26 protein-coding genes are annotated in these 25,070 nt (G+C 39.6%); 11 read left to right on the top strand and 15 right to left on the bottom strand.

The window, feature by feature from the left end; all coding sequences use genetic code 11:
• Positions 1 to 16: 16 nt before the first annotated feature.
• Complete coding sequence (speB, locus tag V179_RS0122150) at positions 17 to 889, bottom strand: agmatinase (RefSeq protein ID WP_028393403.1); 873 nt, start codon at positions 887 to 889, stop codon at positions 17 to 19.
• A gap of 186 nt (positions 890 to 1,075) precedes the next feature.
• Positions 1,076 to 1,903 carry a spermidine synthase gene (speE, locus tag V179_RS0122145; RefSeq protein WP_028393402.1) on the bottom strand — a complete coding sequence of 276 codons (828 nt, stop codon included), beginning with the start codon at positions 1,901 to 1,903 and terminating at the stop codon, positions 1,076 to 1,078.
• 752 nt (positions 1,904 to 2,655) lie between these two features.
• Between speE and V179_RS0122140 the strand changes: the two genes are divergently transcribed.
• A complete protein-coding gene (locus V179_RS0122140; protein ID WP_028393401.1) occupies positions 2,656 to 4,725 on the top strand; it encodes a transglycosylase domain-containing protein in 2,070 nt (689 codons plus the stop codon).
• A 255-nt stretch (positions 4,726 to 4,980) separates the two neighbouring features.
• Here V179_RS0122140 and V179_RS0122135 read toward each other — a convergent pair whose 3' ends face one another.
• Complete coding sequence (locus V179_RS0122135; RefSeq protein WP_028393400.1) at positions 4,981 to 5,499, bottom strand: YwhD family protein; 519 nt, start codon at positions 5,497 to 5,499, stop codon at positions 4,981 to 4,983.
• Between the two features lie 34 nt (positions 5,500 to 5,533).
• A complete protein-coding gene (locus tag V179_RS0122130) occupies positions 5,534 to 6,190 on the bottom strand; it encodes a site-2 protease family protein (protein ID WP_028393399.1) in 657 nt (218 codons plus the stop codon).
• Positions 6,191 to 6,373: 183 nt separating this feature from the next.
• Here V179_RS0122130 and V179_RS0122125 point away from each other — a divergent pair, with 183 nt between their 5' ends.
• Positions 6,374 to 6,559: a 2-hydroxymuconate tautomerase gene (locus V179_RS0122125; protein ID WP_028393398.1), complete on the top strand. Its 186-nt coding sequence runs from the start codon at positions 6,374 to 6,376 to the stop codon at positions 6,557 to 6,559.
• Positions 6,560 to 6,815: 256 nt separating this feature from the next.
• Here the strand turns inward: V179_RS0122125 and V179_RS0122120 are convergent, their stop codons facing one another.
• The gene (locus V179_RS0122120; RefSeq protein ID WP_028393397.1) at positions 6,816 to 7,325 is read right to left on the bottom strand and encodes a YwgA family protein; all 510 of its coding nucleotides are present in this window, start codon (positions 7,323 to 7,325) and stop codon (positions 6,816 to 6,818) included.
• Positions 7,326 to 7,585: 260 nt separating this feature from the next.
• Positions 7,586 to 8,890 (bottom strand): HD domain-containing protein, encoded by a 1,305-nt coding sequence (locus V179_RS0122115; RefSeq protein WP_028393396.1) that lies wholly within the window; start codon positions 8,888 to 8,890, stop codon positions 7,586 to 7,588.
• A gap of 630 nt (positions 8,891 to 9,520) precedes the next feature.
• On the opposite strand from V179_RS0122115, the gene V179_RS0122105 reads away from it, so the two are divergent.
• Positions 9,521 to 10,237 carry an RsfA family transcriptional regulator gene (locus tag V179_RS0122105; protein ID WP_028393395.1) on the top strand — a complete coding sequence of 239 codons (717 nt, stop codon included), beginning with the start codon at positions 9,521 to 9,523 and terminating at the stop codon, positions 10,235 to 10,237.
• A 437-nt stretch (positions 10,238 to 10,674) separates the two neighbouring features.
• Here the strand turns inward: V179_RS0122105 and V179_RS0122100 are convergent, their stop codons facing one another.
• Together V179_RS0122100 and pta are read right to left on the bottom strand one after the other, a co-directional pair.
• Positions 10,675 to 11,514: a lipoate--protein ligase family protein gene (locus V179_RS0122100; protein ID WP_034302314.1), complete on the bottom strand. Its 840-nt coding sequence runs from the start codon at positions 11,512 to 11,514 to the stop codon at positions 10,675 to 10,677.
• Positions 11,515 to 11,760: 246 nt separating this feature from the next.
• Positions 11,761 to 12,735 carry a phosphate acetyltransferase gene (gene pta / locus V179_RS0122095; protein ID WP_028393393.1) on the bottom strand — a complete coding sequence of 325 codons (975 nt, stop codon included), beginning with the start codon at positions 12,733 to 12,735 and terminating at the stop codon, positions 11,761 to 11,763.
• A 461-nt stretch (positions 12,736 to 13,196) separates the two neighbouring features.
• On the opposite strand from pta, the gene hemQ reads away from it, so the two are divergent.
• The 3 genes from hemQ to gerQ all read left to right on the top strand — a co-directional run bounded on the left by hemQ (position 13,197) and on the right by gerQ (position 15,944).
• Positions 13,197 to 13,946 (top strand): hydrogen peroxide-dependent heme synthase, encoded by a 750-nt coding sequence (gene hemQ / locus V179_RS0122090; RefSeq protein ID WP_028393392.1) that lies wholly within the window; start codon positions 13,197 to 13,199, stop codon positions 13,944 to 13,946.
• Between the two features lie 638 nt (positions 13,947 to 14,584).
• On the top strand, positions 14,585 to 15,022 hold the full coding sequence (locus V179_RS0122085) for a cell wall hydrolase (protein ID WP_028393391.1): 438 nt from the start codon (positions 14,585 to 14,587) through the stop codon (positions 15,020 to 15,022).
• 436 nt (positions 15,023 to 15,458) lie between these two features.
• Entirely contained in the window at positions 15,459 to 15,944 is a 486-nt protein-coding gene (gene gerQ, locus V179_RS0122080; RefSeq protein ID WP_028393390.1) for a spore coat protein GerQ, read from the top strand.
• Between the two features lie 205 nt (positions 15,945 to 16,149).
• On the opposite strand, the gene V179_RS0122075 is transcribed toward gerQ, so the two are convergent.
• From V179_RS0122075 to V179_RS0122060, 3 genes are all read right to left on the bottom strand, one after another.
• Positions 16,150 to 16,515, bottom strand: coding sequence for a DUF423 domain-containing protein (locus V179_RS0122075; RefSeq protein ID WP_028393389.1), 366 nt, complete (start codon positions 16,513 to 16,515; stop codon positions 16,150 to 16,152).
• Positions 16,516 to 16,533: 18 nt separating this feature from the next.
• Positions 16,534 to 16,833: a YwdI family protein gene (locus V179_RS28510; protein ID WP_034302311.1), complete on the bottom strand. Its 300-nt coding sequence runs from the start codon at positions 16,831 to 16,833 to the stop codon at positions 16,534 to 16,536.
• A gap of 462 nt (positions 16,834 to 17,295) precedes the next feature.
• On the bottom strand, positions 17,296 to 17,976 hold the full coding sequence (locus V179_RS0122060) for a uracil-DNA glycosylase (protein ID WP_028393387.1): 681 nt from the start codon (positions 17,974 to 17,976) through the stop codon (positions 17,296 to 17,298).
• Positions 17,977 to 18,182: 206 nt separating this feature from the next.
• On the opposite strand from V179_RS0122060, the gene V179_RS29300 reads away from it, so the two are divergent.
• The 5 genes from V179_RS29300 (at position 18,183) to bshB2 (ending at position 21,747) form a co-directional block, all read left to right on the top strand.
• The gene (locus V179_RS29300; protein ID WP_028393386.1) at positions 18,183 to 18,374 is read left to right on the top strand and encodes a hypothetical protein; all 192 of its coding nucleotides are present in this window, start codon (positions 18,183 to 18,185) and stop codon (positions 18,372 to 18,374) included.
• 606 nt (positions 18,375 to 18,980) lie between these two features.
• Entirely contained in the window at positions 18,981 to 19,310 is a 330-nt protein-coding gene (locus tag V179_RS0122045) for a general stress protein (protein ID WP_028393384.1), read from the top strand.
• A 284-nt stretch (positions 19,311 to 19,594) separates the two neighbouring features.
• The gene (gene pdxK, locus V179_RS0122040) at positions 19,595 to 20,401 is read left to right on the top strand and encodes a pyridoxine/pyridoxal/pyridoxamine kinase (RefSeq protein ID WP_028393383.1); all 807 of its coding nucleotides are present in this window, start codon (positions 19,595 to 19,597) and stop codon (positions 20,399 to 20,401) included.
• A 305-nt stretch (positions 20,402 to 20,706) separates the two neighbouring features.
• The gene (locus V179_RS0122035; RefSeq protein WP_028393382.1) at positions 20,707 to 21,054 is read left to right on the top strand and encodes a YojF family protein; all 348 of its coding nucleotides are present in this window, start codon (positions 20,707 to 20,709) and stop codon (positions 21,052 to 21,054) included.
• Positions 21,055 to 21,072: 18 nt separating this feature from the next.
• A complete protein-coding gene (gene bshB2 / locus V179_RS0122030) occupies positions 21,073 to 21,747 on the top strand; it encodes a bacillithiol biosynthesis deacetylase BshB2 (RefSeq protein ID WP_028393381.1) in 675 nt (224 codons plus the stop codon).
• Positions 21,748 to 21,845: 98 nt separating this feature from the next.
• Here the strand turns inward: bshB2 and glpX are convergent, their stop codons facing one another.
• The 4 genes from glpX to rpiB all read right to left on the bottom strand — a co-directional run bounded on the left by glpX (position 21,846) and on the right by rpiB (position 25,028).
• Positions 21,846 to 22,805, bottom strand: coding sequence for a class II fructose-bisphosphatase (glpX, locus tag V179_RS28500; protein ID WP_051405089.1), 960 nt, complete (start codon positions 22,803 to 22,805; stop codon positions 21,846 to 21,848).
• Positions 22,806 to 22,898: 93 nt separating this feature from the next.
• Positions 22,899 to 23,549 carry a dihydroxyacetone kinase subunit DhaL gene (dhaL, locus tag V179_RS0122020; RefSeq protein WP_028393380.1) on the bottom strand — a complete coding sequence of 217 codons (651 nt, stop codon included), beginning with the start codon at positions 23,547 to 23,549 and terminating at the stop codon, positions 22,899 to 22,901.
• Between the two features lie 13 nt (positions 23,550 to 23,562).
• Positions 23,563 to 24,567 (bottom strand): dihydroxyacetone kinase subunit DhaK, encoded by a 1,005-nt coding sequence (locus V179_RS0122015; RefSeq protein WP_028393379.1) that lies wholly within the window; start codon positions 24,565 to 24,567, stop codon positions 23,563 to 23,565.
• A complete protein-coding gene (gene rpiB, locus V179_RS0122010) occupies positions 24,564 to 25,028 on the bottom strand; it encodes a ribose 5-phosphate isomerase B (protein WP_028393378.1) in 465 nt (154 codons plus the stop codon). The genes V179_RS0122015 and rpiB overlap by 4 nt, the downstream gene beginning before the upstream one ends.
• Positions 25,029 to 25,070: the final 42 nt, after the last annotated feature.

Here is a 25,070-nt window from a genome sequence, read left to right as displayed (position 1 = left end):
TTGTCATCCTCTATGATTATTTTATCCAACCAAGAATCATTTCACGAATAAGCTTACTAGCTGTGTTCATTGTTTGCTCAGATGGATCATAAATAGGTGCTACTTCTACTAAATCGCAACCTATCACTTGTAACTCTGAGTGGGCAATTTCATGAATCGATGCCAGCAACTCTTTAGCTGTTATCCCTCCACAATCTACTGTACCAGTTCCTGGTGCGTGCGCAGGATCAAGAACATCAATGTCAATTGTGACATAAACAGGACGACCCGCAAGTTCAGGCAACACCTTCTTTAATGGCTCTAATACCTCGAATGGAGCAATTTTCATGCCATTTTCTTTTGCCCATTGAAATTCCTCTTTTAAACCGGAGCGAATGCCGAACGAGTACACATTACTTGGTCCAATCAATTCAGCCGATTTACGAATAATTGTTGCATGAGAAAGTGGCTCTCCTTCATAGTCCTCGCGTAGATCAGTATGCGCATCCATATGAATTATCGCCATATCGGGATATTTCTTGTGCATCGCCTTAATAACTGGCCATGTTACAAGATGCTCCCCACCCATTCCGATCGGAATCTTGCCATCTGCGAGCACTTTATCAACAAACTCTTCAATCATCGCAACACTGCGTTCTGGATTACCAAAAGGCAAAGGGATATCACCAGCATCAAAAAATTTCACTTCTTCTAATTCGCGATCTAAATATAAGCTATACTCTTCCAGTCCAATAGACACTTCACGTATACGCGCAGGGCCGAATCGCGATCCTGGGCGGAAACTTACAGTCCAATCCATCGGCATACCGTATAGCACAGCTTTCGATTCTTCATAATTTGGGTGACTTTTAATAAAAACATTTCCTGAATAAGCTTCATCAAAACGCATAGCTATGCCTCCACATTCTGTTTTTTACGAGCACTGTTTGCAAGACGCTTTAAGTCCTAACAAATGTTTTGGGGAAATCCTCTCCCAAACAGGCGCTATAAAAAGGGGCGGGGCTTCTATAAATCAGTTTGAAACCGCCGCCTTAGAACTTAACCTTTTTCATTATTAAGTTTTAGAGCAGTCTTCTTACTTAATTAAGTCTTGAACAAATTTAGGCAGAACAAACGCTGCTTTGTGAAGTTCTTTTGTGTAGTATTTTGTCTCAATTTCATGGAAACGATCTTCTGACACTTCAAGTGGATTGTACTTTTTAGAGCCGATTGTGAATGCCCATAGGCCACTCGGATAAGTTGGAATATTGGCTACGTACAAATTCGTAATTGGGAATATTTCTTTCACATCACGTTGAACGTCGCGAATTAAATCTGCCTTAAACCAAGGGTTGTCCGATTGAGCAACGAAGATTCCGTCTTCCTTTAAAGCTTTTGAAATACCTGCATAAAATCCTTTTGTAAATAAGTTTACAGCCGGTCCTACAGGTTCTGTAGAATCCACCATAATGACATCATATTCGTTCTCACTTTGAGCGATATGCATGAAGCCGTCTCCTACTTGAACATCCACACGTGGATCATCAAGCATTCCAGCGATACTAGGCAAGAACTTTTTAGAGTACTCAATAACTTTTCCATCGATATCAACGAGTGTCGCTTTCTTTACGCTTGGGTGCTTCAATATTTCACGGATAACGCCACCGTCTCCTCCACCTACTACTAATACGTTCTCTGGGTTAGGATGCGTAAACAACGGAATATGAGCCACCATTTCATGATAAACAAACTCGTCACGTTCTGATGTCATGACCATATCATCAAGTAAAAGCATGTTGCCCCATTCTTCCGTTTCAATCATATCAAGCTTTTGAAACTCTGTTTGTTCTGTATGTAGTGTACGATTCACTTTCATCGTAATTCCAAAATTCTCCGTTTGTTTCTCAGTAAACCAAATGCTCATGTAATTCGCTTCCCTTCTATGCTTTTTTGTATGAAGGATAAAGAGGCTTTTGCGACTTAAAAACAGAGCCAATCTAACTAGAATCATACTTCTAAGATTAAAAGAAGTGTACTAGAAGATGGCTCCGCACCTCAACCTTTGAGAGGTGCGTGTAACGCGCTATATTCTTTGGCCTTCACATTAGAGATAGACGTTAAAACGTCCTTTCACTTCTTTCATCATACCCGTGTCCATCTGAAGCTACTCATTAAAAAATAAGCAACCCTGTGAACATTACTAGTAGAGGTTGTTCAAAATGTCCGGTAAAAATAGCTGTCGAATCTCTTCGCTGCTCATTAATGACCTTCTGTTAAAATCGCGCACGTCCTGTGCAAGTCCGGTCCTCACATATTACTGTATACGCGCAGGTTTAGAGGCGATTGCTCCTCGAACTTCTCGGCTCTTTTTATACTCCTTATTGAACATGTGCTAGCATTTCTGGATATGCTTTTTCTTAAAATATTCGTTTTCACAATTGTGTCTAACCTTACCTCTGCCACGCAGGATCATAAGTTTATGTTAGAGTCACTAGTTTTGGTAGCCAAGAACTGTGACGGTTTTTCTTATTTGCTAGAAAAAAGTATAGACCAATCTAGCAGAATTGCAAGGGGAATTTCTATTTTGGCCTATAAGCATGTTTAAAATATGGCCTTTTTTTTCATACTGTTACATAGAGGAAATTTCATCCATTAAAAATTGAGGAGGTGTAACTTTTGGAACTTATTACAGGACAACGTTTTAAACAAACGCGAAAATATATTCGGGCGATTATTATGATTTCTGCAATGGCTTTTCTTTTGCTATTTTTATTTCTTTTTTCCATACTGATCTATGCCAAAATCCTTGGGCCACCGCCGATTGCAGTTCCCCAGTCTACCATTTATTACAGTGATAATAATCGGGTAATCGGCGAAAGCAGCCATGGACAGAAACGCTATTGGGAAAAGCTTGAGGTCATCTCTCCTCATTTAATCAATGCAACAATTGCTGTCGAGGATCGACAGTTCTTTACCCACCACGGCTTCGATCTTAAGCGGATTGCTGGAGCGATCGCAGCTGATATTCGTGCTATGTCCAAAGTCCAAGGAGCAAGTACCATCACACAGCAATATGCACGAAGTTTATTCCTAGAGAATGACAAAACGTGGAGTCGTAAATTAAACGAAGCATTTTATACAATCCGTCTTGAACTGAATTATTCAAAAGAAGAAATTCTTGAAGGCTATTTGAACACAATCTACTATGGTCATGGTGCATATGGTGTCCAAGCTGCAAGCCAATATTATTTTGGTAAAAATGCAAAGGATTTATCTCTAGCAGAGGCAAGTATGCTTGCAGGTATTCCAAAAGGACCTACTCTTTATTCACCATTAGAAAATTTCGATCGAGCTAAAAACCGACAACAGATTGTCCTAACATCCATGATTAAGAAGAAATTTATCACGAATAAACAAGCCAATGAAGCAAGTAGCAACTCTCTCCTGTTCAAAGGAAAACATCTAATTGTGCAAAGTCATACGGCCCCCTATTTTCAGGACGCTGTAAAACAAGCTTTAAAATCACAGCTCCAGCTTGATGAACGGACCATTGAGCTTGGTGGGCTGCGCGTGTATACGACCTTAAATGAGCGTCAACAGCAAATAGCGGAAAAATCATTTGCTACCATAATCAGTGCCGATTCTACCATTCAAGGGGCACTTGTCGCGATGAATCCGGAAACGGGGGCAGTGCAGGCGCTTGTCGGGGGCAGGGATTATCAAACTTCCCCTTTTAATAGAGCAACCCAAGCAGTACGACAACCGGGCTCAACGATTAAACCTTTACTTTATTATGCAGCCTTAGAAAATGGCTATACACCATCAACTATGTTAAAAAGTGAAAAAACAACGTTTAACTATAATCATGACCAATCAACTTACACACCTAGCAACTATAATCACCAATATGCCAATGACGAGATTACCCTTGCACAAGCAATTGCTCTTTCCGATAATATCTATGCTGTGAAGACACTCTTTTATCTTGGTTTGGATTCCTTTATTCATACAATCCATAGCTTCGGTATCACGACTGAGATGAAAAGCGTTCCTTCACTCGCTCTCGGTACATCCGGAATAAAGGCAATTGAAATGGTAAACGCCTACAGTATTTTGGCAAATGGCGGAAAAAGGGTAACACCCATTTTTATTAAAAAGGTGGAAAATGCCCAGGGAGAAGTTATTTTTGAACAACAGGATGTTGATGAACAAGTGCTTGATGCTGATCAGGCCTTTGTCATGACCCAAATGTTGACGGGTGTATTCGATGAGAAATTGAACGGTTATGCGAAAGTGACCGGCAACTCCATTCGTTCCAAGCTGACGCGCACCTACGCTGGAAAGTCAGGCAGTACGAGCACAGACAGCTGGATGATTGGCTATACACCAAAGCTCGTGTCAGGGGTCTGGATTGGTTACGATAAAGGAAATAAGCTTGAGAAGCCTGTGGAGAAAGGCTACGCAAAAACAATTTGGGCTGATTTCATGGAGAACAGCGTAAGCAATCAGCCTGTACAAGAATTCAAAGAAACCAATAATGTCATCGGCGTCTACATTGACCCGGAAAGTGGAAAACTTGCCACTCCAGATTGCCTTGGCGCCCGGTTAACATACTTCGTTACAGGCACAGAACCGAAAGAATTCTGCTCGAGTCACGGCAAGGATGGTGAACCGATAGTAGTAGAAACTGTACCATTGGAAAAGAAAAAGCCTTGGTATAAACGTATCTTTAAATTTGGGGAATAAGAAAATCACAATGGTGGCGGTGCGAAGCCGGAATTTTGAATGCTTTCTCGATAAAATAAATACGCCAGCTAAGTAGATTAGCTCTATCAGAAGGTCGCGAAGCCCCGGCCCCATATCCTTAAACCAAAAAACCTCGAAGCCAAAAACGGCAACGAGGTTTTTCGTGTCCTAGCTATAGTGGTTTTACCCAGCTTTAGTTTACATATTTTTTTCAATTTCGACAAGAGCCTGAGTGCTATTTTAATAAAAGATCGCCTAAATATCTTCCTCGAGAAGCCCTTGCTTTAATTGTGCAGACGAATGTTCCCACATTTGAGCATTATGACTTTTCAAAAACTCCGCTAATATTCTTTTTGATTTTTCATCCATATGCTCGACAATAATATGTCGTTTCAGCGATTTATCCATATAGTTGACATGCTGCGGAAGAGACTTATATCCTCGGCGAATAGAGCGGTCTACTGTCATTTCGCATGCCGTAACACCAACATACCGAGGACCTTCTTGAGTCGCTTCAATTGTCACCCAGACGAGCCAGTACGGTTTGCCATTTGGAACTTCTTCTTTTGTTTTCAAGAATTTAATTCCTCGCTCTACCATACTTCTCGCATGCATAGCCCCAATATCCACTTCCGCTGTTCCTTCTTCTACGTCAATGATGACAGGTGAGATATTATCAAGAGTCATAACACCAGCGCCAAATCCGCCATGTCCTTCTGTCGGGTCATTTTTAATAATATTAAATCCTATTTTCTTCTTCGGTTGTTCTGACATCTACTTTATACCTCCTTATATATACAGTATCTCGTTAAAAAAATAATAATGAAAAGAATTCGCTCATGCTCTGTAACACAAACGGGATGAGAGTTGTAAGAACGGGTCTTATCGTATAATCGCCAAGCGGTGTAATCACCAAGATTAAAAAGATCAAAGCCCCGTAATTTTCATATTGTGACATTTTTGCCCTCATATCTGATGAAACAAGATCCTGAATAATCCGATATCCGTCAAGTGGTGGCAATGGAAGTAAGTTGAATACAAACAGAACAATATTTAAATGAATCAACATTTCCAAAAAGTCCACAACGAAAAATGGTATATTCGGTTCAAGTCCCGCAGCGTACAACCCATATAGAATGAAATAGCCAACCGCCGCAATTAAAAAATTGCTAAATGGGCCTGCAAAGGAAACAAGGACCCCCGCTAGACGTGGTTTTTTAAAATAAAATCGATTCACCGGAACCGGACGCGCCCAACCGAAGCCAACTATGAGGATGAGTAATGTCCCCAATGGGTCGATATGGGCAACTGGGTTTAATGTCAGCCTCCCCTCTTTCTGGGCAGTCGAATCTCCAAATTTATAAGCTACAAAAGCGTGAGCAAATTCGTGCACCGTAAACGCTATCAATAGAGAGACAACAACATAAGGTATCTCTTCAAGTGGATATGCTAAAAATCGTTCCAAACTATTTTCCTCCATCGTTTAATATCCATTAGTATACAGCAAATTCTCAAATATGAAAAAGAGTTAGATGATGGAATATGTTTTAAACTCATTTCAGCTTAACGGGACTGTTGTTTCCAAATTTTCTTGCAATTATCACACCAATATGGAACACTAAAAGCATAAAGAATGGAGGGGTATACTATGCCATATGTAACGGTAAAAATGCTTGAAGGACGTACTGAGGAACAAAAGAAAGCACTCGTGGAAAAAGTGACGATTGCTGTTTCAGAAACAACTGGAGCGTCACCTGAGAAAGTAACGATTTTCATCGAAGAAATGCCGAAAAATCATTACGCGCAAAATGGTATCCGCCTTAGTGATCAATAAGAAAATCGGGATCACCGATTAACTTATATCTTGATGCTAATGCTACATACAAAACTCATATGGCGTTAAAACGCCACCCTTTACTATGAAGGATATATTATGGAGCACACTACACTTGCCTAATTTCAATGGTGGCGGTCCGGATCTGGAATTTTGGATGCTTTCTCGATCTTACTAGTAAATTGCGAAGCCCCGTCCCTATGTCCTTCATGCAAAACCTATAGTAAACTTTTCTTATCACTAAAAAAGCTAAGCCTTAATCCAGCTTAGCTTTTTCCTTTAATTTCTTAATATATTCATATGCTTCGTCAATTTCTTCATGCGTGTACTTTTGCTTGCTTTTCAAAGTAAATACTTTCTCTGATACTTCATCTTTTTCAAGAGTATCAAAATAAAGCACAGTCGAAACAAGCTCCAAAAAACGAGCATGTTGCTCATTCATGTCACAGAGACATGGTTCTAATGTAGGCATATCCATCTCATGCATCCCAAGGAAATTCCTACCCGACTCTGTAATTGAGTAACAATATTGATAGTAGCCTGCCTTCTTTTCCCTCACTTCATTCAAATATCCCATTTCACATAATTCCTCAACTCGTAACGTTAGCTCTTCTGAATAAGGGCCGTAAAAGTGAAATTGATATTTTTCCTGAAACGGAAAGGAAAGCTTCTTAGCAATATAAATCATTTTTTGTAGTTTTTTTCTTCCATTTATTTCTCCTGCAGAAGAAATGGCATGAATAATCTTAGCATGATCCTTAAACAAGGCTCATCACTCCTCATTCTAAATGTTCCTTTGCTATAAGAGGTTGTTCAAAAAGTCCGGTAAAAATAGCTGTCGAATTTCTTCGTCGCTCATTATGACCTGCTGTTAAAATCGCGCACGCCCTGTGCGCAACACAGAAGCCAGCACATCCTGTGCAAGTCCGGTCCTCACGTATTACGTATACGTTCCGGTCCTCGAGACAATCGCTCCTCGAACTTCTCGGCTCTTTTTATCCACCTTTTTAAAAACGCACTATAAAGTTATGACAATTCAAGTAGCTCACGGATTTGCCGCTTCACGTTCTTCTTTGTTGATTCATCACGCAATAAATCGGCAGGGAAATATAACTTATGGTCCGTTCTTCTTTTACCAGAAATTGCATCAACTATTTCTGATTCACGGGATAACTCTCTGATCTCCCCGTTATTTTTCAACAAATGAATCGGCAAACGTTCTTCCTCTTCACCTGGGCGGTAAAAATCATAGGGCAAATCAGAAGAGGAATCGACAACGAGATAATACTCTGGATCGATGCCAGCTTTTTTAAATAAACGGTTCAGCTCCATCAGTTTATTCATTTGCTCATTGGATGGATGGAATTCAACATATTTAAACAGTTTACGATTCATAAAGCGAAGACACAAGTCACGCAATATGCCATCTTCTTCCGCTTCCCAAACCTGGAAATAATAAAGGATGACCGCCTCGTCTAGTTTCAAATAATCCTCTACTGTTACATTACCATCAAACAATGAACGGAAATGAACCGGTTCCTGTTTAAACGTATAACCCGTATTATATAAATGCTTCGCTCTATGTAGAATTTTCGTCAAAATGACTTCTGCACTTCGCGATACGGGGTGAAAGTAAACTTGCCAGTACATTTGATAGCGACTCATAATATAGTCTTCCACTGCATGCATCCCACTTTGTTTAATCACTACTTGATCTTCACGTGGGCGCATCACGCGCAAAATCCGCTCCATATCAAAATGCCCGTAGCTAACACCAGTAAAATAAGCATCCCGTTGCAAATAATCCATCCGGTCTGCATCTATTTGGCTTGAAATCAGACTTACGACTAGCTTGTCTTCATATGTCTTGGCAATAACATCCGAAACCTTCTTTGGAAAATCAGGGTCAATTCTACGAAGTACCCCATTCACTTCTGTACGGCCAAGAATAATCTCTCTCGTAAATTGCTCATGATCCAGATCGAATACTTTTTCAAATGAATGAGAAAATGGACCATGACCTAAATCATGAAGCAAGGCAGCACATAAGGAAAGAAGCCTCTCCTCTTGGTTCCATTCAGGTCTTCCTTCAAATACATCATCGACAATTCGGCGCACGATTTCATATACACCAAGTGAGTGATTGAGACGACTATGCTCTGCACCATGAAAGGTTAAATAGGTTGTGCCTAACTGTTTCACTCTGCGTAATCTTTGAAACTCCTTTGTACTGATTAAATCCCAAATCGCCCTGTCCCGCACGTGTATATAGCGGTGAACGGGATCTTTAAATACTTTCTCTTCACTAAGCTTTTCACGGGAATATTTCATGGACAACCCTCTTTTTAACATGAATTTTAGTGTCTAGCGCAAGCGCTTTTTCTTTTTGATTCTATTATTATAGCTTGTCTTTTAAAAAAAATCCTATATGTCCTATTTTTCGGCGATTGAATAACTCGAAGTCCTTATCCTGGTCTTTTCCTTTAAAATTTTTTGGGGTAAAAAAGAGGTCCATGCTTTATTCCCTTACTAGAAATATGCACTAGATTTTGAGTGAAATTCTATTTAATTTCGATTGCGGATAAGAATGGTTTAAATCGATATTATTGGTCTATTCCTCAAGTTTTATGGGCGTAGATTTTATTTTCATTCGAATTAATCACAGATAATAGCTAAATTCATTCAAGCTGCCATTCATATAGTAGGTATTTTAACATGTCGATCCCCAATTCTAAAAGCGTACATTCAGTGACAATTCATCCAGAATTTGAGTTTCACTTAGATTCAGACATCAATCTTCTTAACACTTCAGGAAAAACTAGTATCCTTTTAAGTTTGATGAATAAATGTCCTAACCATTGGTAATAATGAATCGTATAACAGGTTAGAGTAATCAAACTTCGATGTAGTGTATTAATATGTTACCAATTTTACATGTTACCAGAAAGGAAGTAGATTAGGATGAAAGTTCGTCAAGATGCTTGGACAGAAGAAGATGATTTATTACTAGCTGAGACAGTGCTACGGCATGTCCGTGAAGGCAGCACCCAATTGAATGCTTTTGAAGAAGTCGGTGATAAGTTAAATCGTACATCAGCTGCTTGTGGGTTTCGTTGGAATGCAGTCGTTCGTCATACATATGACAAAGCTCTGCAATTGGCAAAAAAACAACGGAAACAGCGTAATCGGATGTTAGGTAAAGAACAAGGTGGAAAAAAGCGTCTGCTTTATACACCACCCACTCCTACAGCAGAAGCAATCGGTTTATCTGCTGAACCAGTGGAGGAGATAGCTCCAGAAATATCTGTAGAACTATCAGAAGAAGTAGCGCCCCCTATTCGTACTAGAGAACTATCAAAATCCAGTTCAATTTTGACTCTAGATATGGTAATCTCATTTTTACAATCTATGGATGATTCAACGCTTCATGTAGAACTGCTTCGAGCAGAAAATGAAAGATTAAAGATTGAAGTGAAAGACTTGAGACAACGTAATGATGTCTTAGAAAATCAATTGAATTCACTTGAGCAAAATAGCGGGCTCATGCAGGAAGACTACGAAACTTTAATGAAAATCATGAACCGTGCTAGAAAACTGGTGCTTTTGGAAGAAGACGAGCGCCCTGCTACTAAATTCAAAATGGATCGCAACGGAAATCTGGAAAAAGTAGCTGAATAATTGACCATTTAAATAGATATGTATTTGCGGAGACGGTAGGCAACACACGTTTATATTTCATGTGTAATATCTTAATCATTTATCTCGCATTAGCGGACAGTAACTCTCTCAAAGCTTTGAGACTGATTGAAGTTTCAATTTTATAAAAAAGAGGATGCTACAAAAAAGGACAGACCAGATTGTTAACTCTCTTATTTTAGGTGAAGTTTTTATCACAATTCACTGAGTATTGAGAGTGGGGTATGCCCTTTTGCATCCTGAATGACATGGGGCGGGGCTTAGCGACTTACTCATATAACCTATTTACTTAGCAGGTATACTTCTTTTATTGAGAAGGTACTTTAAATTCCAGCTCCGCACCGCCACCATTGTAATTAGGTGAATGTAGCGTACTACATGTGGTAAATGTGGCGTTTTTACGCTATTGGAGTTTTGTGTCATTCATGATCTAACTTGTCGTTACGTTCCTTCACCCTCATTAAATACCCTTCGAATATAGCTAACTCTTCTGGTTGAAGCTGCGAAGAATAGATGCTTCCTCCTGTTCGCTTTAAGGTTTGTAGTAGACTCAACATTACATCTTGGATGGTTAATGGAACATTTAATAGCTCTGATAATGATGCCATCACTTCTGGTTGTATATCAGGATAGGCAAACTTCGTCTCGACGTCTTTTTTTGCTTGAGAATAAAAGCCGCGAATAAGCTCTGCACGCTCAGAACCACTACCGTTTACACATAGATAGATTTGCACAGCAACTCCATTTCGAATCCTTCTCTGGGAAATGCCCGCGAATTTTTTGTCATTTATGCTGAGGTCATAACTTCCGGGGCAATACGATCCGATAATTTCTTTTGCTTCAATCTTAACATCATAGTGGGAAAACATCGCACGAATCAAATCAAGCATGGCATCATACCCTCGATTAATTTCGATTCTTCGCTCCGTTTCTGGAAACACAAGCGATACATTTAACACACCCTCATCAAGAACAACAGCAAGCCCCCCTGAATTCCTTACAATAACCTGATAGCCCAAATCATTTAAATATGTGAGTCCACTTTGAAGGAATGGTAGTCTCGTGTCCTGAATTCCGAGTACAATCGTTTGGTGATGCACCCATGCCCTAGCAACTGCTTGGGAACGACCACTGCCGACAGAGGCACATAATGTATCATCCATTGCAAATGACTGCAGTGCATGAAAGTTAGGGCCAAGTGAAGATTGGTCAATAATTCTCCACTCCGGCTGTATGATTAATGATTCTTTTTCACTCATATAGACGCTTCCTTTTATCATCATTTAAGAGGTGGTTCAAATCCTGGGAAAAATAGTTGTCGGATTTCTAGGCACTTCTTACTCTCGCAATTTAAATCCAATCCATTATACCATTAGCTATTTATTTTTTAAAAAGACAGATAAAAAAAGGGTCAGACCCCGCCATAACTAAATACAGTAGGACAATAAGTGTGAGACACTACATACTGATTTAGAGTGCTTAGGTCAGACCCAGACTAGCTATTATTACTGTATAGCTTGACCTGCAGTAATTAAAGCCAATTTATACACATCTTCTTCATTACAACCGCGAGAAAGATCATTAACCGGACGGTTCAAGCCTTGTAGAATCGGACCAACCGCTTCGAAATTACCAAGACGTTGGGCAATTTTATACCCAATATTACCTGCTTCAAGACTTGGGAACACAAAGACGTTCGCATCACCTTGAATTAAAGAACCAGGCGCTTTACTTTTCGCAACAGAAGGTACAAAAGCGGCATCAAATTGGAATTCTCCATCAAGAATTAATGACGGATTCAATTCCTGAGCGATTTTTACTGCTTCCGCTACTTTTTCCGTTTCTGGTGAAACTGCTGATCCTTTTGTCGAGAAACTAAGCATCGCAACACGCGGCTCAATATTAAACATTTCAGCAGTTTTTGCACTTTCAATCGCTATTTCCGCTAAATCATTCTGATCTGGTGCAATGTTAATTGCACAATCCGCAAACACATATTTTTCTTCATCGCGAACCATGATGAATACACCAGAAGTCTTTTTAACACCTTGTTTTGTTTTAATAATTTGAAGTGCAGGTCGTACAGTATCAGCAGTGGAATGTATAGCACCACTAACAAGGCCGTCTGCTTTATTCGTATGCACAAGCATTGTACCAAAATAATTTTCATTCAATAAAATTTGACGTGCTTGTTCTTCAGTTGCTTTTCCTTTACGTGCTTCCACAAAAGATGCAACAAGTTCATCCATCATCGCATATTGAGTTGGGTCATAAATTTCCACCGCTTCAAGGGAAACACCTAATTTTTTTGCTGATTCCTGTATTTTTTCAATATCTCCAATCAAGATAGGAGTCAACAGCTTGTCTTCTGCTAATCGTGTAGCCGCTGTCAAGATTCTTTCATCCAAACCTTCTGGAAAAACTATTTTCAAATTGTGTCCTGAAACTTTTTCTTTTAATGTATCAAATAAATTACTCATGCTTTTCCTCCTGTACAAATTGAACTTTATGAACCGTCACTATTCCTAATGAATCATGGCACAAGCATTCAATTTTCTGTTATATAATTAGCATACCCTTTTAGCCTAAAAAATTCTAGAAACAGACAACCTGATAACGCTTTCATTATTAAAAAAGTATTATTTTGAGATAGTATGCGTTACCATTCCCCTAAAAAATAGAAAATAGGGTTAAGATGAAAAATCATGGCGATGATAATTATGAACAAATCTTGAACTTGTTGAGCTAAATTTGAACAGATCCGGTTCTCAAAATTTCCTTTAAATTAAATTATGATATAGTTAATATATAGAAAAAAATCATGGCGAAAATTCGCCAATATTTAGTTAGAAGAGGGTTCTTGTGACATGAGCTATTCCATACAAGTTATTTAAACTACCCCCTCTTCTTTCATACAAAACAATATATAGGAGTGATACTCATGAGTGAAGCTGCACAAACCCTTGATGGCTGGTATTGCCTGCACGATTTCCGTACAATTGATTGGGCATCTTGGAAATTACTCTCCAACGAAGAACGAAAAGAAGCAATTTCAGAATTCAACCGTTTAGTAGACAAGTGGAATACAACACAAAGTAATAATGAAGGCAGTCATGCGCTTTATACAATTGTTGGTCAAAAAGCAGATTTCATGATGATGTTTGCACGACCTACAATGGAAGAGCTTAACGCAATTGAATTGGAATTCAATAAATCGAAGCTAGCTGAATATACAATTCCTAGTTATTCATACGTATCTGTTGTTGAACTAAGTAACTATCTTTCTGGTGAGTCGAATGAGGATCCGTACCAAAATCCTCACGTTCGTTCTCGTTTATACCCTATTTTGCCTAAATCAAAGTATGTTTGTTTCTATCCAATGGACAAGCGCCGTGATGGCAATGACAACTGGTATATGCTCTCTATGGAAGAACGTAAAAGCTTAATGCGTTCCCACGGTTTAATTGGCCGCAGTTATGCTGGAAAAGTGAAACAAATTATCTCCGGGTCTGTCGGTTTTGATGATTTTGAGTGGGGCGTTACATTATTCTCTGATGACGTACTGCAATTCAAAAAACTTGTTTACGAAATGCGTTTTGACGAAGTAAGTGCTCGCTATGGCGAATTCGGTTCTTTCTTTGTTGGAAACATCCTTTCCGAAGAAGAAATTTCTACATTTTTATCCGTATAACAAATTAGAACATATAGTAGATACAGTGAAACTTAAAAATCAGTAGGGGGATCTCATCATCCCCTACTGATTTTTTGTCCCTTTCTAAGATCTTCGCTATTGCTTCGATACGTTCATAGTACGTACGAACTATTACCCAATGAATCAGACTAAGTGCGCCGCGTCCTGTGGACCTCAACTACACCTCTGAAAACCACAAAAGTGAGTTCACTGTATCTCTCCAATCGGGCTTTTTTACAGGCAGTTAGTTCCCTTCTTACGTTTCTTCGATTCCTCTAAGCCTTGAGGCTGCGGTCTTACTCTCATTCATGCGAAATAAAGTTTGAAGGCTTTGTCCCATAAGGGTCTGATTTCACATGCTATACACTGCTTATCGTGGTTTATTACACATCAAATAAACGATAGATAGTCGATGTGATGTCAGACCTTTTCTTAATATGTCATATGTTTTAATAGTTCTATTTTGTTTGAATTCCCGCAATAATCCGCCCCACCACAACGACTCAAACTTTTTGTCATAAACATGCTTCCTTTACCGTACACATGAATTAGTGATGATGCAATTGTTATGTAAATAATCCCCTATAACCAATACATCAAGATTAAATAGTCAAATCAGCCATAGAGAGGTGATTAGGTTGGCAGTCATCAAGCATAACGAAGAAGATGTAAAACTTTTAGCCCGTTTGATGCGGGCTGAGGGTGAGGGTGAGGGTGAAGGGACTCAAGGTATGCTACTAGTTGGAAATGTGGGCGTAAATCGGGTGAGAGCCGAATGTCTTGATTTTAAAAACATCTCAAACATGAATAAGATGGTTTTCCAGAGTCCAGGAGGCTTCGAAGCCACACAGAAAGGGTATTTCTATCAACGGGCTCGTCAATCAGAAATTGACCTTGCTAGAAAAGTAATTAAAGGAAACCGATACCACCCAGCTCGTTATTCATTATGGTTTTTTAAACCTGCTGGAGCTTGTCCTGCACAATGGTATAACCAAGACAATACAGGCCGATTCAAGTCACACTGCTTCTTCCAGCCTACTCAAGCTAATTGCCCTAGTGTATACAGTACGTATTAAAAGAAAGGCATTCCGGAAGAACACTCCAGCTACATATGTCTTTATCGGGATAATCGCCCTTTAGCCAAATAAAAGAAGGAGTATACCCAGTAGGCGTTCTTTGATTTTTCGCAGCCATCTTTTTCATACTAAGCAAGACAGCACGAAACAAGCAGGGAGCATCTGAAGATCCCTAACGTTCATTGACGACTCACTTCGTATGAAGGACAAAGGGACGAGACTTTGCGACTTACTAATCTAGCCAATCTACTTAGCAGGTATTACTGATTTTATCGAGAATGCATCCAAAATTCCTGCTCCGCACCGCCATCATTGTGATTAGGCGAGGATAGCGTCCTATGGGGTTGATTATTAATGGTGGAAATTTACCAACATAGAAGTTTCGTATGATTGTACTCAGTTTCAAGTCTATTTTCTGATATTTGGAGGGAAATCAATGAATCAGCCTACAAACCATAATCAATTTGGCAATTACCCGTTTCCACCACAATATGGCAACATGAATCCGACTCAAAGTCCGACTGGATATCAACAGCCAGGGCCATATCAGCCTACTCAGCCTACTCAATCACCTTTACAAGTACCTTTTATGCCACCAAGCATGCCGACCGGTAATCCACAAGTTCCAGGGATGCTACCAGTTGAGGAATCCTATATTGAGAATATTCTCAGGCTTAATAAAGGAAAATTAGTTACCATCTATACAACCTTTGAAAATAACCGGGAGTGGAATGCAAAAATTTTCAAAGGAATAATTGAAGCGGCCGGTCGCGACCATATTATCATCAGTGATCCGCAAACAGGACTTCGTTATTTAATACCGATGGTTTATTTAGATTACATCACCTTCGATGAAGAAATTGAATATGAATATCCATTCGCATCAAGTCAGCCGAACTTGGCTTCCTATCCACCAAGATAATGAAGGCACTTTTAGTCGCTAACAAAATCCAACGAAACGGTTTATACGCTTCATACTTGTACCCTAAAAAGGCTGCCACAAGATCCAACACTTGTAACAGCCTTTTTTCATTGTTATCCCGCTTTAACCCCTTCACCTCAAGTGATTAAGGAATCGAAGAAGCTTAGGTGGCGGATGAAGCCCCACTGATTGAAGTTTCACTTTATCAATATTTCACAGTTGCAACGATTAGCAACACCCACGCTACAAGGAAAGCGACTCCTCCTAAAGGGGTAATCGCACCAAGAACCTTAATTCCTGATACGCTGAGCACATATAAGCTGCCCGAGAATAAAATGATACCAGCAAACATGAGCCACCCTGACCAGTTCATTATAGGACTAGACATTTTTCCAAGAAGAACTCCGATGATTAGTAAGCCTATTGCATGAAACATTTGATAGTGAACACCGGTTTGCCATACTGCTAGGTATTTATCAGAGATTTTCCCCTCTAACCCATGGGCACCGAAAGCACCAAGTGCCACAGCTACAAAGGCATTAATCGCTCCTAAAATAATAAATAACTTCATCCCAAACACCCCTTTTATTTAAAAATCAAACAAAGAATCTCCATTTGCATCATCTATTTTAACAGGTTTCGTTTGCGTCATGGATGAAACAATCGGGACTGGCTGCTGAATCGGCTGATTGAATACAGGTTGCGGCTGCACTGGAATACGGCTCATACTTAAATGTGTTACCGGTTCTTCCTTTCCTTCATGCAAACATTCGCATAATGCTTGAATCGCTAGTACATAGCCACTTAATTCTGCTTTAGATTCCGCTTGCTTTGCTTTTGCAACTAATTCACCCATCTTATCTAATATTTTATCAGATGAAATTTCCATCTACTCACCTCTTTACCTAAGTCTATCCCATCACGTAAGCCGGATGCACATCGACTATGGATTGTTTACATGTCAGGTCAACCCCGTTTAGGACAACCTCTGCTGTTGTTTAGCATATCAAAAAACAAGCATCAGTTCAAAGCTTGCTTCTTACCGATTTGCCAGCTGGTTTCGGTATGAATTTCATGCAGGCTTCACCAGATGAGCGGAATACTTCTAATGATGGAAGTTTAGCACTTTTAAAGGCAAATGATCTGCACCCTCTTGGAAAATAAGGATCCCACGTCACATAATAATGCTTGCAGGCTACACAATTTATTCTTTTTTCCTGCATAATCTACAATCCTTTCGTAAAACTCTTTGTTTCATGTGGAACATTGTCAGTTTTTATTCCGATTTAACTAACACCAGTGGGAACTCCAACAGTTACGAGTTCTAAAATCAAACTTAAAAACGTAAATCTTATCTATTTGAAATTTGCCAATCAATCTCTTGTTCTCCTAGCTGCTTTAAAAGATGATTCGTTTTTGAAAACGGTCGGCTCCCAAAGAATCCCCGATTTGCTGATAAGGGGCTTGGATGAACCGATGCGATGATTGGATGCTTCTTTGTATCAATTAACACGATTTTACTTTGTGCTGGTTTTCCCCATAAAATAAAGACCACTGGTGTCTCGCGTTCATTTAATAGTGAAATGACTTTATTCGTAAACAGCTCCCAGCCTTTCCCTCGATGGGAATGTGCTTCCCCTTCTCTAACTGTCAGCACTGTATTCAAAAGCAGTACCCCCTGTTCTGCCCATTGAACAAGGTTTCCGTGATTCGGAATTGTACAGCCAATATCTGCATGCAATTCTTTATAAATATTTTTTAAAGAAGGTGGAATCTTCACTTCTGGTTGAACAGAGAAACTAAGACCATGAGCTTGATGCGGTCCGTGATATGGATCCTGGCCTAGAATGACTACCTTTACCCTATGAAACGGTGTAAGTGTAAGCGCATTATAAATATCCTTTGCTTCAGGATGGATGTTTTCATTCTTATATTCTTTTTTCAAAAACTCTCGTAGCTCTCGATAATACGGCTTTCTAAATTCCTCTGCCAAGAGAGGCCCCCAATCATTATGTAGAATCTGATTCACCATTGCTAAAAGCTCCTTTCTACAATCTACTATTCTTTATTATACGTTATACAAATACTTCCTTCCTCATTTTACCCCGCATTAACGGGCAGCCCCCCCCCACTGATTGAAGTTTCACTTTATCAGGCGTTTATAAATTGCCAGGTCTCTACTCTATCCATTTATGGATATAAGGTTAGATGGACGGATGAATCTTGGAGGAATAGAGAATGAGAAGAAGTTGGCTTGTAAGCAAATGGATGTATGGTATATATATGATTCTTCTAGTTATTACAATTGTAATTATGTACAACAGCTATAAACCTTTGCCACATGGGGTTTCCTTTGAAGGAGAGGTACATCGTATTGATGATGTGAATTTCATATACGATTTATCTACAAAGATAAAAACGGCCATGTAAAGCATGAACAGCGGATTTTTAATAATATCTTCCAAGCGATTGAAGACGCTGATGAATTTATTATGATCGACATGTTTTTGTTCAGCGGATTTTATGATGAAGACATACATTTCCCCAAATTAAGTAAGACTTTAACAGATAAACTTGTTGCCAAGAAGCGAGTCAATCCTCATATTCAGGTAATTTTTATTACAGATGAAGTGAATTCAACCTATCAATCCTATCAATTAAAAGAATTAAAGAAAATGAGAGAAAACGGGATTGAAGTGATAGTGGCTAATCTAGATGTTTACGAGATCCGAATCCAATATACTCTGGTTTTTACCGTACGTTTCTGCAATGGTTTAGTGAGTCAGGGTATGGTTGGATTTGGAACAATAAGGATGGGATCTATACGGTTGATTATGAAGAATATCAGGATAAACTTCCTGTGTTTAAGTATATTACCTACCGTATACAGAAGATTTTCAAATTCACAACCTACTAATTTTCAGTTTCCTTTAATTAGAAAGTTTCGATTCTAGCAAAAGCGGCTATATATAGAACATAGCTAACAGAGACTTTTACAAACACCCACTTTTAAAAAACTAAAGGAGGAACTTTACTATGAATCAAGTATATGTTGTAGAAAATGGCGTACAAGCACAGGAAAGAATTAATCAGCTGGTAACAACAGGGTTTACTAAGGAAAATATTTACTTATTCGCTCATAATCTAGACCGCTCAGAGCATTTGACTGAAGCTACAAACACAGAAGAAATCGGTATGAAGGAGCAAGGCCTCTTAGATACAATTGGAAATTTATTTAAATCTCGAGGAGATGAGCTACGTAACCGCTTTGAGAATCTTGGCTTAACTGAGTCAGAAGCTTCTCAGTATGAGGAAGAACTGGATAAAGGAAAAGTGGTCATCATAGCAAGCACTAACGTGAAATAAGGTGAAACTTCCAAACACTAATCAAATTCAACAAGCCTGTCATTCCCTAAATAAGGGGGTAAAATGACAGGCCTGTTTGTCTTTACTCTATCTACTATAAAAGAAAATCTTACTATATACCTGTCTAGCACTTCACTTCCTATGAATCTAGAATGCCGTAAACAACATATATAATTCACTTCGCGCTCAAGCATTTCCTCGTTTTACTTATCACTGTTTATGCTATACTTATTAACAGAAATTAATAAAATTTTTTATATACTTCCTTAGGGGGTCACTAAATCATGACTATGAAAAAAGCACTTTCTATCGCAGGCTCAGATGCTAGTGGTGGAGCGGGTATACAAGCAGACTTAAAAACACTTCAAGAACTTGGAGTATATGGTATGACTGCTTTAACAGTTATTGCGACAATGGATCCAAAGAATAACTGGAATCACAATGTATTTCCACAAGATATCAAGGCTTTAGAGGCTCAACTGGAAACGATCCTTTCCGTTGGCATTGATGCAATGAAAACAGGAATGCTTGGAAGTGTAGAAACCATTGAATTAGTCGGACGTACAATCGATGAAAATGGATTGAAAAATGTCGTGATTGATCCTGTTATGGTTTGTAAAGGCACAGACGAAGTATTACACCCTGAAACAGCTATTGCTCTTCGTGAAATCTTGGCACCAAGAGCAACCGTTATTACCCCTAACTTGTTTGAAGCATGGCAATTAGCACAAACAGGTCCGATTCAAACGATAGATGATATGAAAGAAGCAGCAGTCAAAATCCATGAATTAGGTGCTAAGTATGTATTAATTAAAGGCGGCAGTAAGCTTAATTATGATAAGGCAATCGATTTACTGTATGATGGAATTGAATTTGAAATTCTTGAATCTGAAAAGATTGAAACGGCCTATACACACGGAGCTGGTTGCACATACTCCGCTGCCATTACAGCAGAGCTTGCAAAAGGAAAATCGCCGAAAGAAGCCATTTACACTGCGAAAGAATTTATCACAGAAGCGATTCGTCATTCATGGAAGCTTAATCAATATGTTGGTCCTGTTTTGCATGGAGCATACAAACAATTCAAATAAAAAATGTCGGTTTTCCGACTTGTCTAACGCAACATTTATAGGCTTCCTCATTTTGAGGTCAAGCCTTTTTTTTCATATAAAAGGGAAAGTTCCATCGGTGGGGGATCTTCATCCCACACCTTCGTTTCGCGATTCCACTAAGCCTTGAGATGGGGAGCTTGACTTTCCGTTAATGTAGGAAAAATCGCCTTACTTAGTACCTTTAGTCTTATCATTTCACTTTTTATAGCTATTTTTGTAAGATGGTATGTATGACACTAACATGTAGACGGACGATCATTCGCTCCGACTTAGGAGGACATTAGATGAAACCGATTGAACGTGAAGAAGTACAACGCGCGATTGATTCTTTCTGTGAAAGAGATGTTTTTCTGCATCTTGAAACGACAAATGGGGCATACGCCTCTCACCATGATGAATCGTTTTTTTCCGCAGGTGCTTATATCCGCAATGCCAAAGTTCGTTATGAACACGGAAAGATTGTTGGCGATGATCCCTATCGCGTAGGGCTTAAGCTTGAAATTGGTTGGGTGTATGCAGAAGGGCTAAATCATTTCGAAATAGATGAACAAGGTAGGCTTCTGTTAGCTGGACTTGATTCAACCGGAAAACTTGCTGTTGCTTTACAAATTAGCCCACAGCCATTTGAATGAGAAAAGGAGATGATCGCTTTGGAACAAGAAAAACAAGTATTAGTCGTATTTCCACATCCAGATGATGAAGCGTTTGGTGTTTCAGGAACGATCGCTTCATATATAGAAAGAGGTACGCCTGTAACATATGCATGCTTAACTCTTGGCGAAATGGGACGTAATCTCGGTAATCCTCCCTTCGCTACTAGAGAATCTCTTCCTAAAATTCGCAAAAAAGAATTACAGGATGCTGCAAATGCGCTAGGGATTACAGATTTAAGAATGCTTGGATTACGTGATAAAACCGTCGAATTCGAGGATGATGACGTACTCACTAAGAAAATCACTACCTTAATCCATGAACTAACACCATCACTCATCATCACATTTTATCCCGGCTACAGCGTACACCCCGATCACGAAGCCACAGCTCGAGCCGTTGTTCGTGCTGTAGAAGCGTTACCGGTAAAAGATAAGCCCAAACTTCAATGTGTGGCCTTTTCAAACAACTGTGTGGCTGAGCTAGGCGAACCTGATATTATCCATGATATTACCCCAGTACAAGATAAGAAGATAGCCGCCATGAAAGCACACCGCTCACAAACCGAAGCGATGCTTGCTGATTGGGCTGAAAAACTTGAAGCGGAAGACCCTGAATTGCTCGGTTGGATTCAAAAGGAAAGACTTTGGACCTATCAATGGCCGGAGAATTGAAAAAGAACAAAAAGAGAGAAACTGTAGTTTCTCTCTTTTTTGCTCTTTCCTCATTTTATATTCGATGACCATTTTCCACTGTTTACAACTAAAGGGACTTAATGACGCGCTTCAATAAAATGAGAATGGCTCATCGTTGCAACAAATGAATGTGTTGAAACTTTATCCTTCTCTTTTTTATGAACACCTTTCAAAAGGAGGCCATCTGTAATGCCCGTGGCTACAAAAAAGCAGTCATTGGATTTCACAATGTGATCCATCGTCAATACCGCCCTTGGATTTACCAGCCCCATCTTAATACAGCGGTCCATCTCTTCTTCTGTTTCCGGAACAAGTCTAGCCTGGAAATCACCTCCGAGACATTTTAATGCAACAGCCGCAATCACTCCTTCCGGTGCACCACCCGTACCGACAAGGATATCCACATCCAGTTCTTCAATTGCTGTTGCAATTGCCCCTGTTATGTCAACGTCTGAAAATAACCGAACTTTAGCGCCTGCTTCAAATACTTGCTTCATTAAATAATCATGTCTCGGACGATCCTGCATCATCACCGTCAACTCGCTAATATCTTTTCCAAGAGCTTTAGCGACGGCTTTCATATTTTCTGTGAGGGGAGCTGTTATATCAATACAGCCTTTCGCTTTAGGTCCGACTGCAATTTTTTCCATATACATATCCGGTGCATGTAAGAGTGTACCCTTCTCTGCAACCGCAATGACTGCCAATGAATTTTCCTGACCTTTTGAAACAAGCGTCGTTCCCTCAACCGGATCAACCGCAATGTCAACATCAGGTCCATTTCCTGCTCCGAGTCTTTCACCGATATACAGCATCGGTGCCTCGTCCATTTCTCCTTCACCAATTACAATCAACGCATTCATATTTATACGATTCATTTCATTTCGCATTGCTTCCGTACCTGCACCGTCCGCTTCATTTTTATTTCCTTTCCCAATCCACGGATATGCTGCAATCGCTGCCTTTTGGGAAACTATTAAAAACTCACCTGCAAGTGACTGAACATTTTCTTTTAGTTTAATATTTAATTCAGGCAAGAAACTCACCCTCCTTAGACTCGATAGAATGAATCTCTATAAATAATTATTCGACTGCATTTTTTAATCTTTAATAAGCTTACCAGCTTGCTATTATGCTACTTGAACAGATTTTATTGTTGCTAAAAATGTATTTAGGATCATGAACGCTGATGCTGCACCAGGGTCTGTTGTACCGAGTGACCTTTCACCGAGGCGGCTTGATCGTCCTCGTTTAGACAGCATGTCTTTCGTAGATTCCATTCCTTTTTCAGCCGCTTGTACAGCACTTTCAAACGCAGTTAAAAAATTATTTGATTTCTCAAAATCGGCTTGTAAGCTTTCAAGTGCGGGCTGGAGTGTATCAATCATCGTTTTATCGCCAACTTCAGCTTTGCCACGCTCTTTAATCCCCTCAATGAACGCTACCCAGAAATCTTTCAAATCTTCATCTTTTAATTCAGATTTTCCCTGAAATGCTTTTGCCCCTCTCATAAAACCAGTTGCATAAAGTGGTCCGACTGAAGAGCCTACAGCGCTTAAAAAAGTTCGCCCTGTCAAGATACTTATTTTTCCGCAATCGACCTCCTCCTTCAAGTCCCCATCGAGCTTTTCATTCACAGCTTGCCAGCCAATCGACATCGTCACACCATGATCACCATCACCTAGTTTCCGATCTAGTTCGCATAAATAATCTTTTTGTTCTTCTATCATTGTTACAACATTCTTCAAAAATGTTTTAAGTTCTTCTGCTGTTACTTTCATCGCGGGTTCCTCCTTATTTTTGAACATACATTGGGCAATCTGCTGGATGATCAACAAACGCTGCCAACTCTTCATCTAATCTTGTTATTGTGACAGAAGCGCCACCCATCTCAAGTGATGTGCTGTAACTACCAACGTAAGATCGATGGATCTCAATACCTTTTTCACTCAAAATCTGCTCAACACGTCTAAACATTATGTAAAGTTCCATGTTCGTTGTAGAACCTAATCCGTTCACAAGAACAGCCACTTTTTCTCCCAAATCGATCGGCATATCCGTTAAAATATCATTCACAAGGCGGTCTACCACTTGGTCTGCAGGCTGCAATTCACCTTTTTCAATTCCTGGTTCACCGTGATGACCAAGACCGATTTCCATTTCATTTTCAGCGAGCTCAAAACTTGGCTTTCCGGTTTGTGGAAGCGAACAAGGAGTTAATCCTACCCCCATAGTACGTGTGTAATCGTTTGCCTTTTGTGCAACTCGAACAACATCATCCAAATTATATCCTTTATCTGCTGCTGCACCCGCAACCTTTGTAACAAAAAACTCACCAGCTATTCCTCTGCGTTTTTCTTTTTCTGCTTTAGGTGCAGAGGCTACGTCATCTGTAACAAGAACCGATCCAACACGGATACCGCTTTCAAGATCTGCAAGCTCTGCAGCCATACCGAAGTTCATCACATCTCCAGCGTAGTTTCCATATACATAAATTACGCCTTCGCCTTTAGCGATTGCTTTCGTTGCCTCTAATATCGGATCTGGAGGAGGAGAAGCAAAGATATTTCCTACAGCCACGCCATCCGCCATGCCATCGCCAACATAACCTATAAAAGCAGGTTCATGGCCAGAACCGCCACCAATTAGCACACCCACTTTTCCTTCGCGCGTTGCTTTCGCCGTAACGAGTGCACGCTCATTTTCAGCCAATTGACGTACATGTTTCGGATATGCTTTCACATAGCCTTCAATCATTTCCTCAACAACTTTTGTTGGATTATTTATGAGCTTTTTCATACTTCTGCTCCTCTCAAAAATTCCTGTTCTTTATCCATAATTTGCTGTACTTTTCTTGCTGAATTTCCACCTGAGAAAAAGGACTCTAAATATACCTTTACAACATTTCTTGCTGTTTCAATACCAATCACTTTTGCCCCTAGCGTTAACACTTGAGCATCATTGCTCTTTTGTGCACGTTCTGCAGAGTACGTATCATGACATAACGCTGCACGAATACCTGGCACCTTTCCAGCTGCAATTGCCATACCAATTCCAGTACCACAAACAAGAATAGCCCGATCTACTTTTTGTTCATTAATATCGTTTGAAGCTTGAAATGCAACACCTGGATAATCAATTTCTGTACATGAACCATCCGAACCGTAATCGACAACCTCGTGTCCTAGCTCCTTAATGTAACTTTTTAAACTATCTTTCATATCAAACGCGTTATGATCAGAACCTAATCCAATTTTCATTATACATCGTCCTTTCAATATTTTCTTGTTTTATTCTTAAGT

This window comes from Bacillus cihuensis, from assembly GCF_000504145.1.
Taxonomy (GTDB): Bacteria; Bacillota; Bacilli; order Bacillales; family DSM-1321; genus Peribacillus; species Peribacillus huizhouensis.
Note: the sequence above shows the minus strand (reverse complement) of the source record. Positions and strands in the feature narration are given on the sequence as shown.

Bases quoted from the DNA above. Each gene is read 5' to 3' on its own strand.
- speB (WP_028393403.1), bottom strand. From the start codon at position 889: ATGCGTTTTGATGAAGCTTATTCAGGAAATGTTTTTATTAAAAGTCAC.
- speE (WP_028393402.1), bottom strand. From the start codon at position 1,903: ATGAGCATTTGGTTTACTGAGAAACAAACGGAGAATTTTGGAATTACG.
- V179_RS0122135 (WP_028393400.1), bottom strand. From the start codon at position 5,499: ATGTCAGAACAACCGAAGAAGAAAATAGGATTTAATATTATTAAAAAT.
- V179_RS0122125 (WP_028393398.1), top strand. From the start codon at position 6,374: ATGCCATATGTAACGGTAAAAATGCTTGAAGGACGTACTGAGGAACAA.
- V179_RS0122115 (WP_028393396.1), bottom strand. From the start codon at position 8,890: ATGAAATATTCCCGTGAAAAGCTTAGTGAAGAGAAAGTATTTAAAGAT.
- V179_RS0122105 (WP_028393395.1), top strand. From the start codon at position 9,521: ATGAAAGTTCGTCAAGATGCTTGGACAGAAGAAGATGATTTATTACTA.
- V179_RS0122100 (WP_034302314.1), bottom strand. From the start codon at position 11,514: ATGAGTGAAAAAGAATCATTAATCATACAGCCGGAGTGGAGAATTATT.
- pta (WP_028393393.1), bottom strand. From the start codon at position 12,735: ATGAGTAATTTATTTGATACATTAAAAGAAAAAGTTTCAGGACACAAT.
- hemQ (WP_028393392.1), top strand. From the start codon at position 13,197: ATGAGTGAAGCTGCACAAACCCTTGATGGCTGGTATTGCCTGCACGAT.
- gerQ (WP_028393390.1), top strand. From the start codon at position 15,459: ATGAATCAGCCTACAAACCATAATCAATTTGGCAATTACCCGTTTCCA.
- V179_RS0122075 (WP_028393389.1), bottom strand. From the start codon at position 16,515: ATGAAGTTATTTATTATTTTAGGAGCGATTAATGCCTTTGTAGCTGTG.
- V179_RS28510 (WP_034302311.1), bottom strand. From the start codon at position 16,833: ATGGAAATTTCATCTGATAAAATATTAGATAAGATGGGTGAATTAGTT.
- V179_RS0122060 (WP_028393387.1), bottom strand. From the start codon at position 17,976: ATGGTGAATCAGATTCTACATAATGATTGGGGGCCTCTCTTGGCAGAG.
- V179_RS29300 (WP_028393386.1), top strand. From the start codon at position 18,183: ATGAGAAGAAGTTGGCTTGTAAGCAAATGGATGTATGGTATATATATG.
- V179_RS0122045 (WP_028393384.1), top strand. From the start codon at position 18,981: ATGAATCAAGTATATGTTGTAGAAAATGGCGTACAAGCACAGGAAAGA.
- pdxK (WP_028393383.1), top strand. From the start codon at position 19,595: ATGACTATGAAAAAAGCACTTTCTATCGCAGGCTCAGATGCTAGTGGT.
- V179_RS0122035 (WP_028393382.1), top strand. From the start codon at position 20,707: ATGAAACCGATTGAACGTGAAGAAGTACAACGCGCGATTGATTCTTTC.
- dhaL (WP_028393380.1), bottom strand. From the start codon at position 23,549: ATGAAAGTAACAGCAGAAGAACTTAAAACATTTTTGAAGAATGTTGTA.
- V179_RS0122015 (WP_028393379.1), bottom strand. From the start codon at position 24,567: ATGAAAAAGCTCATAAATAATCCAACAAAAGTTGTTGAGGAAATGATT.
- rpiB (WP_028393378.1), bottom strand. From the start codon at position 25,028: ATGAAAATTGGATTAGGTTCTGATCATAACGCGTTTGATATGAAAGAT.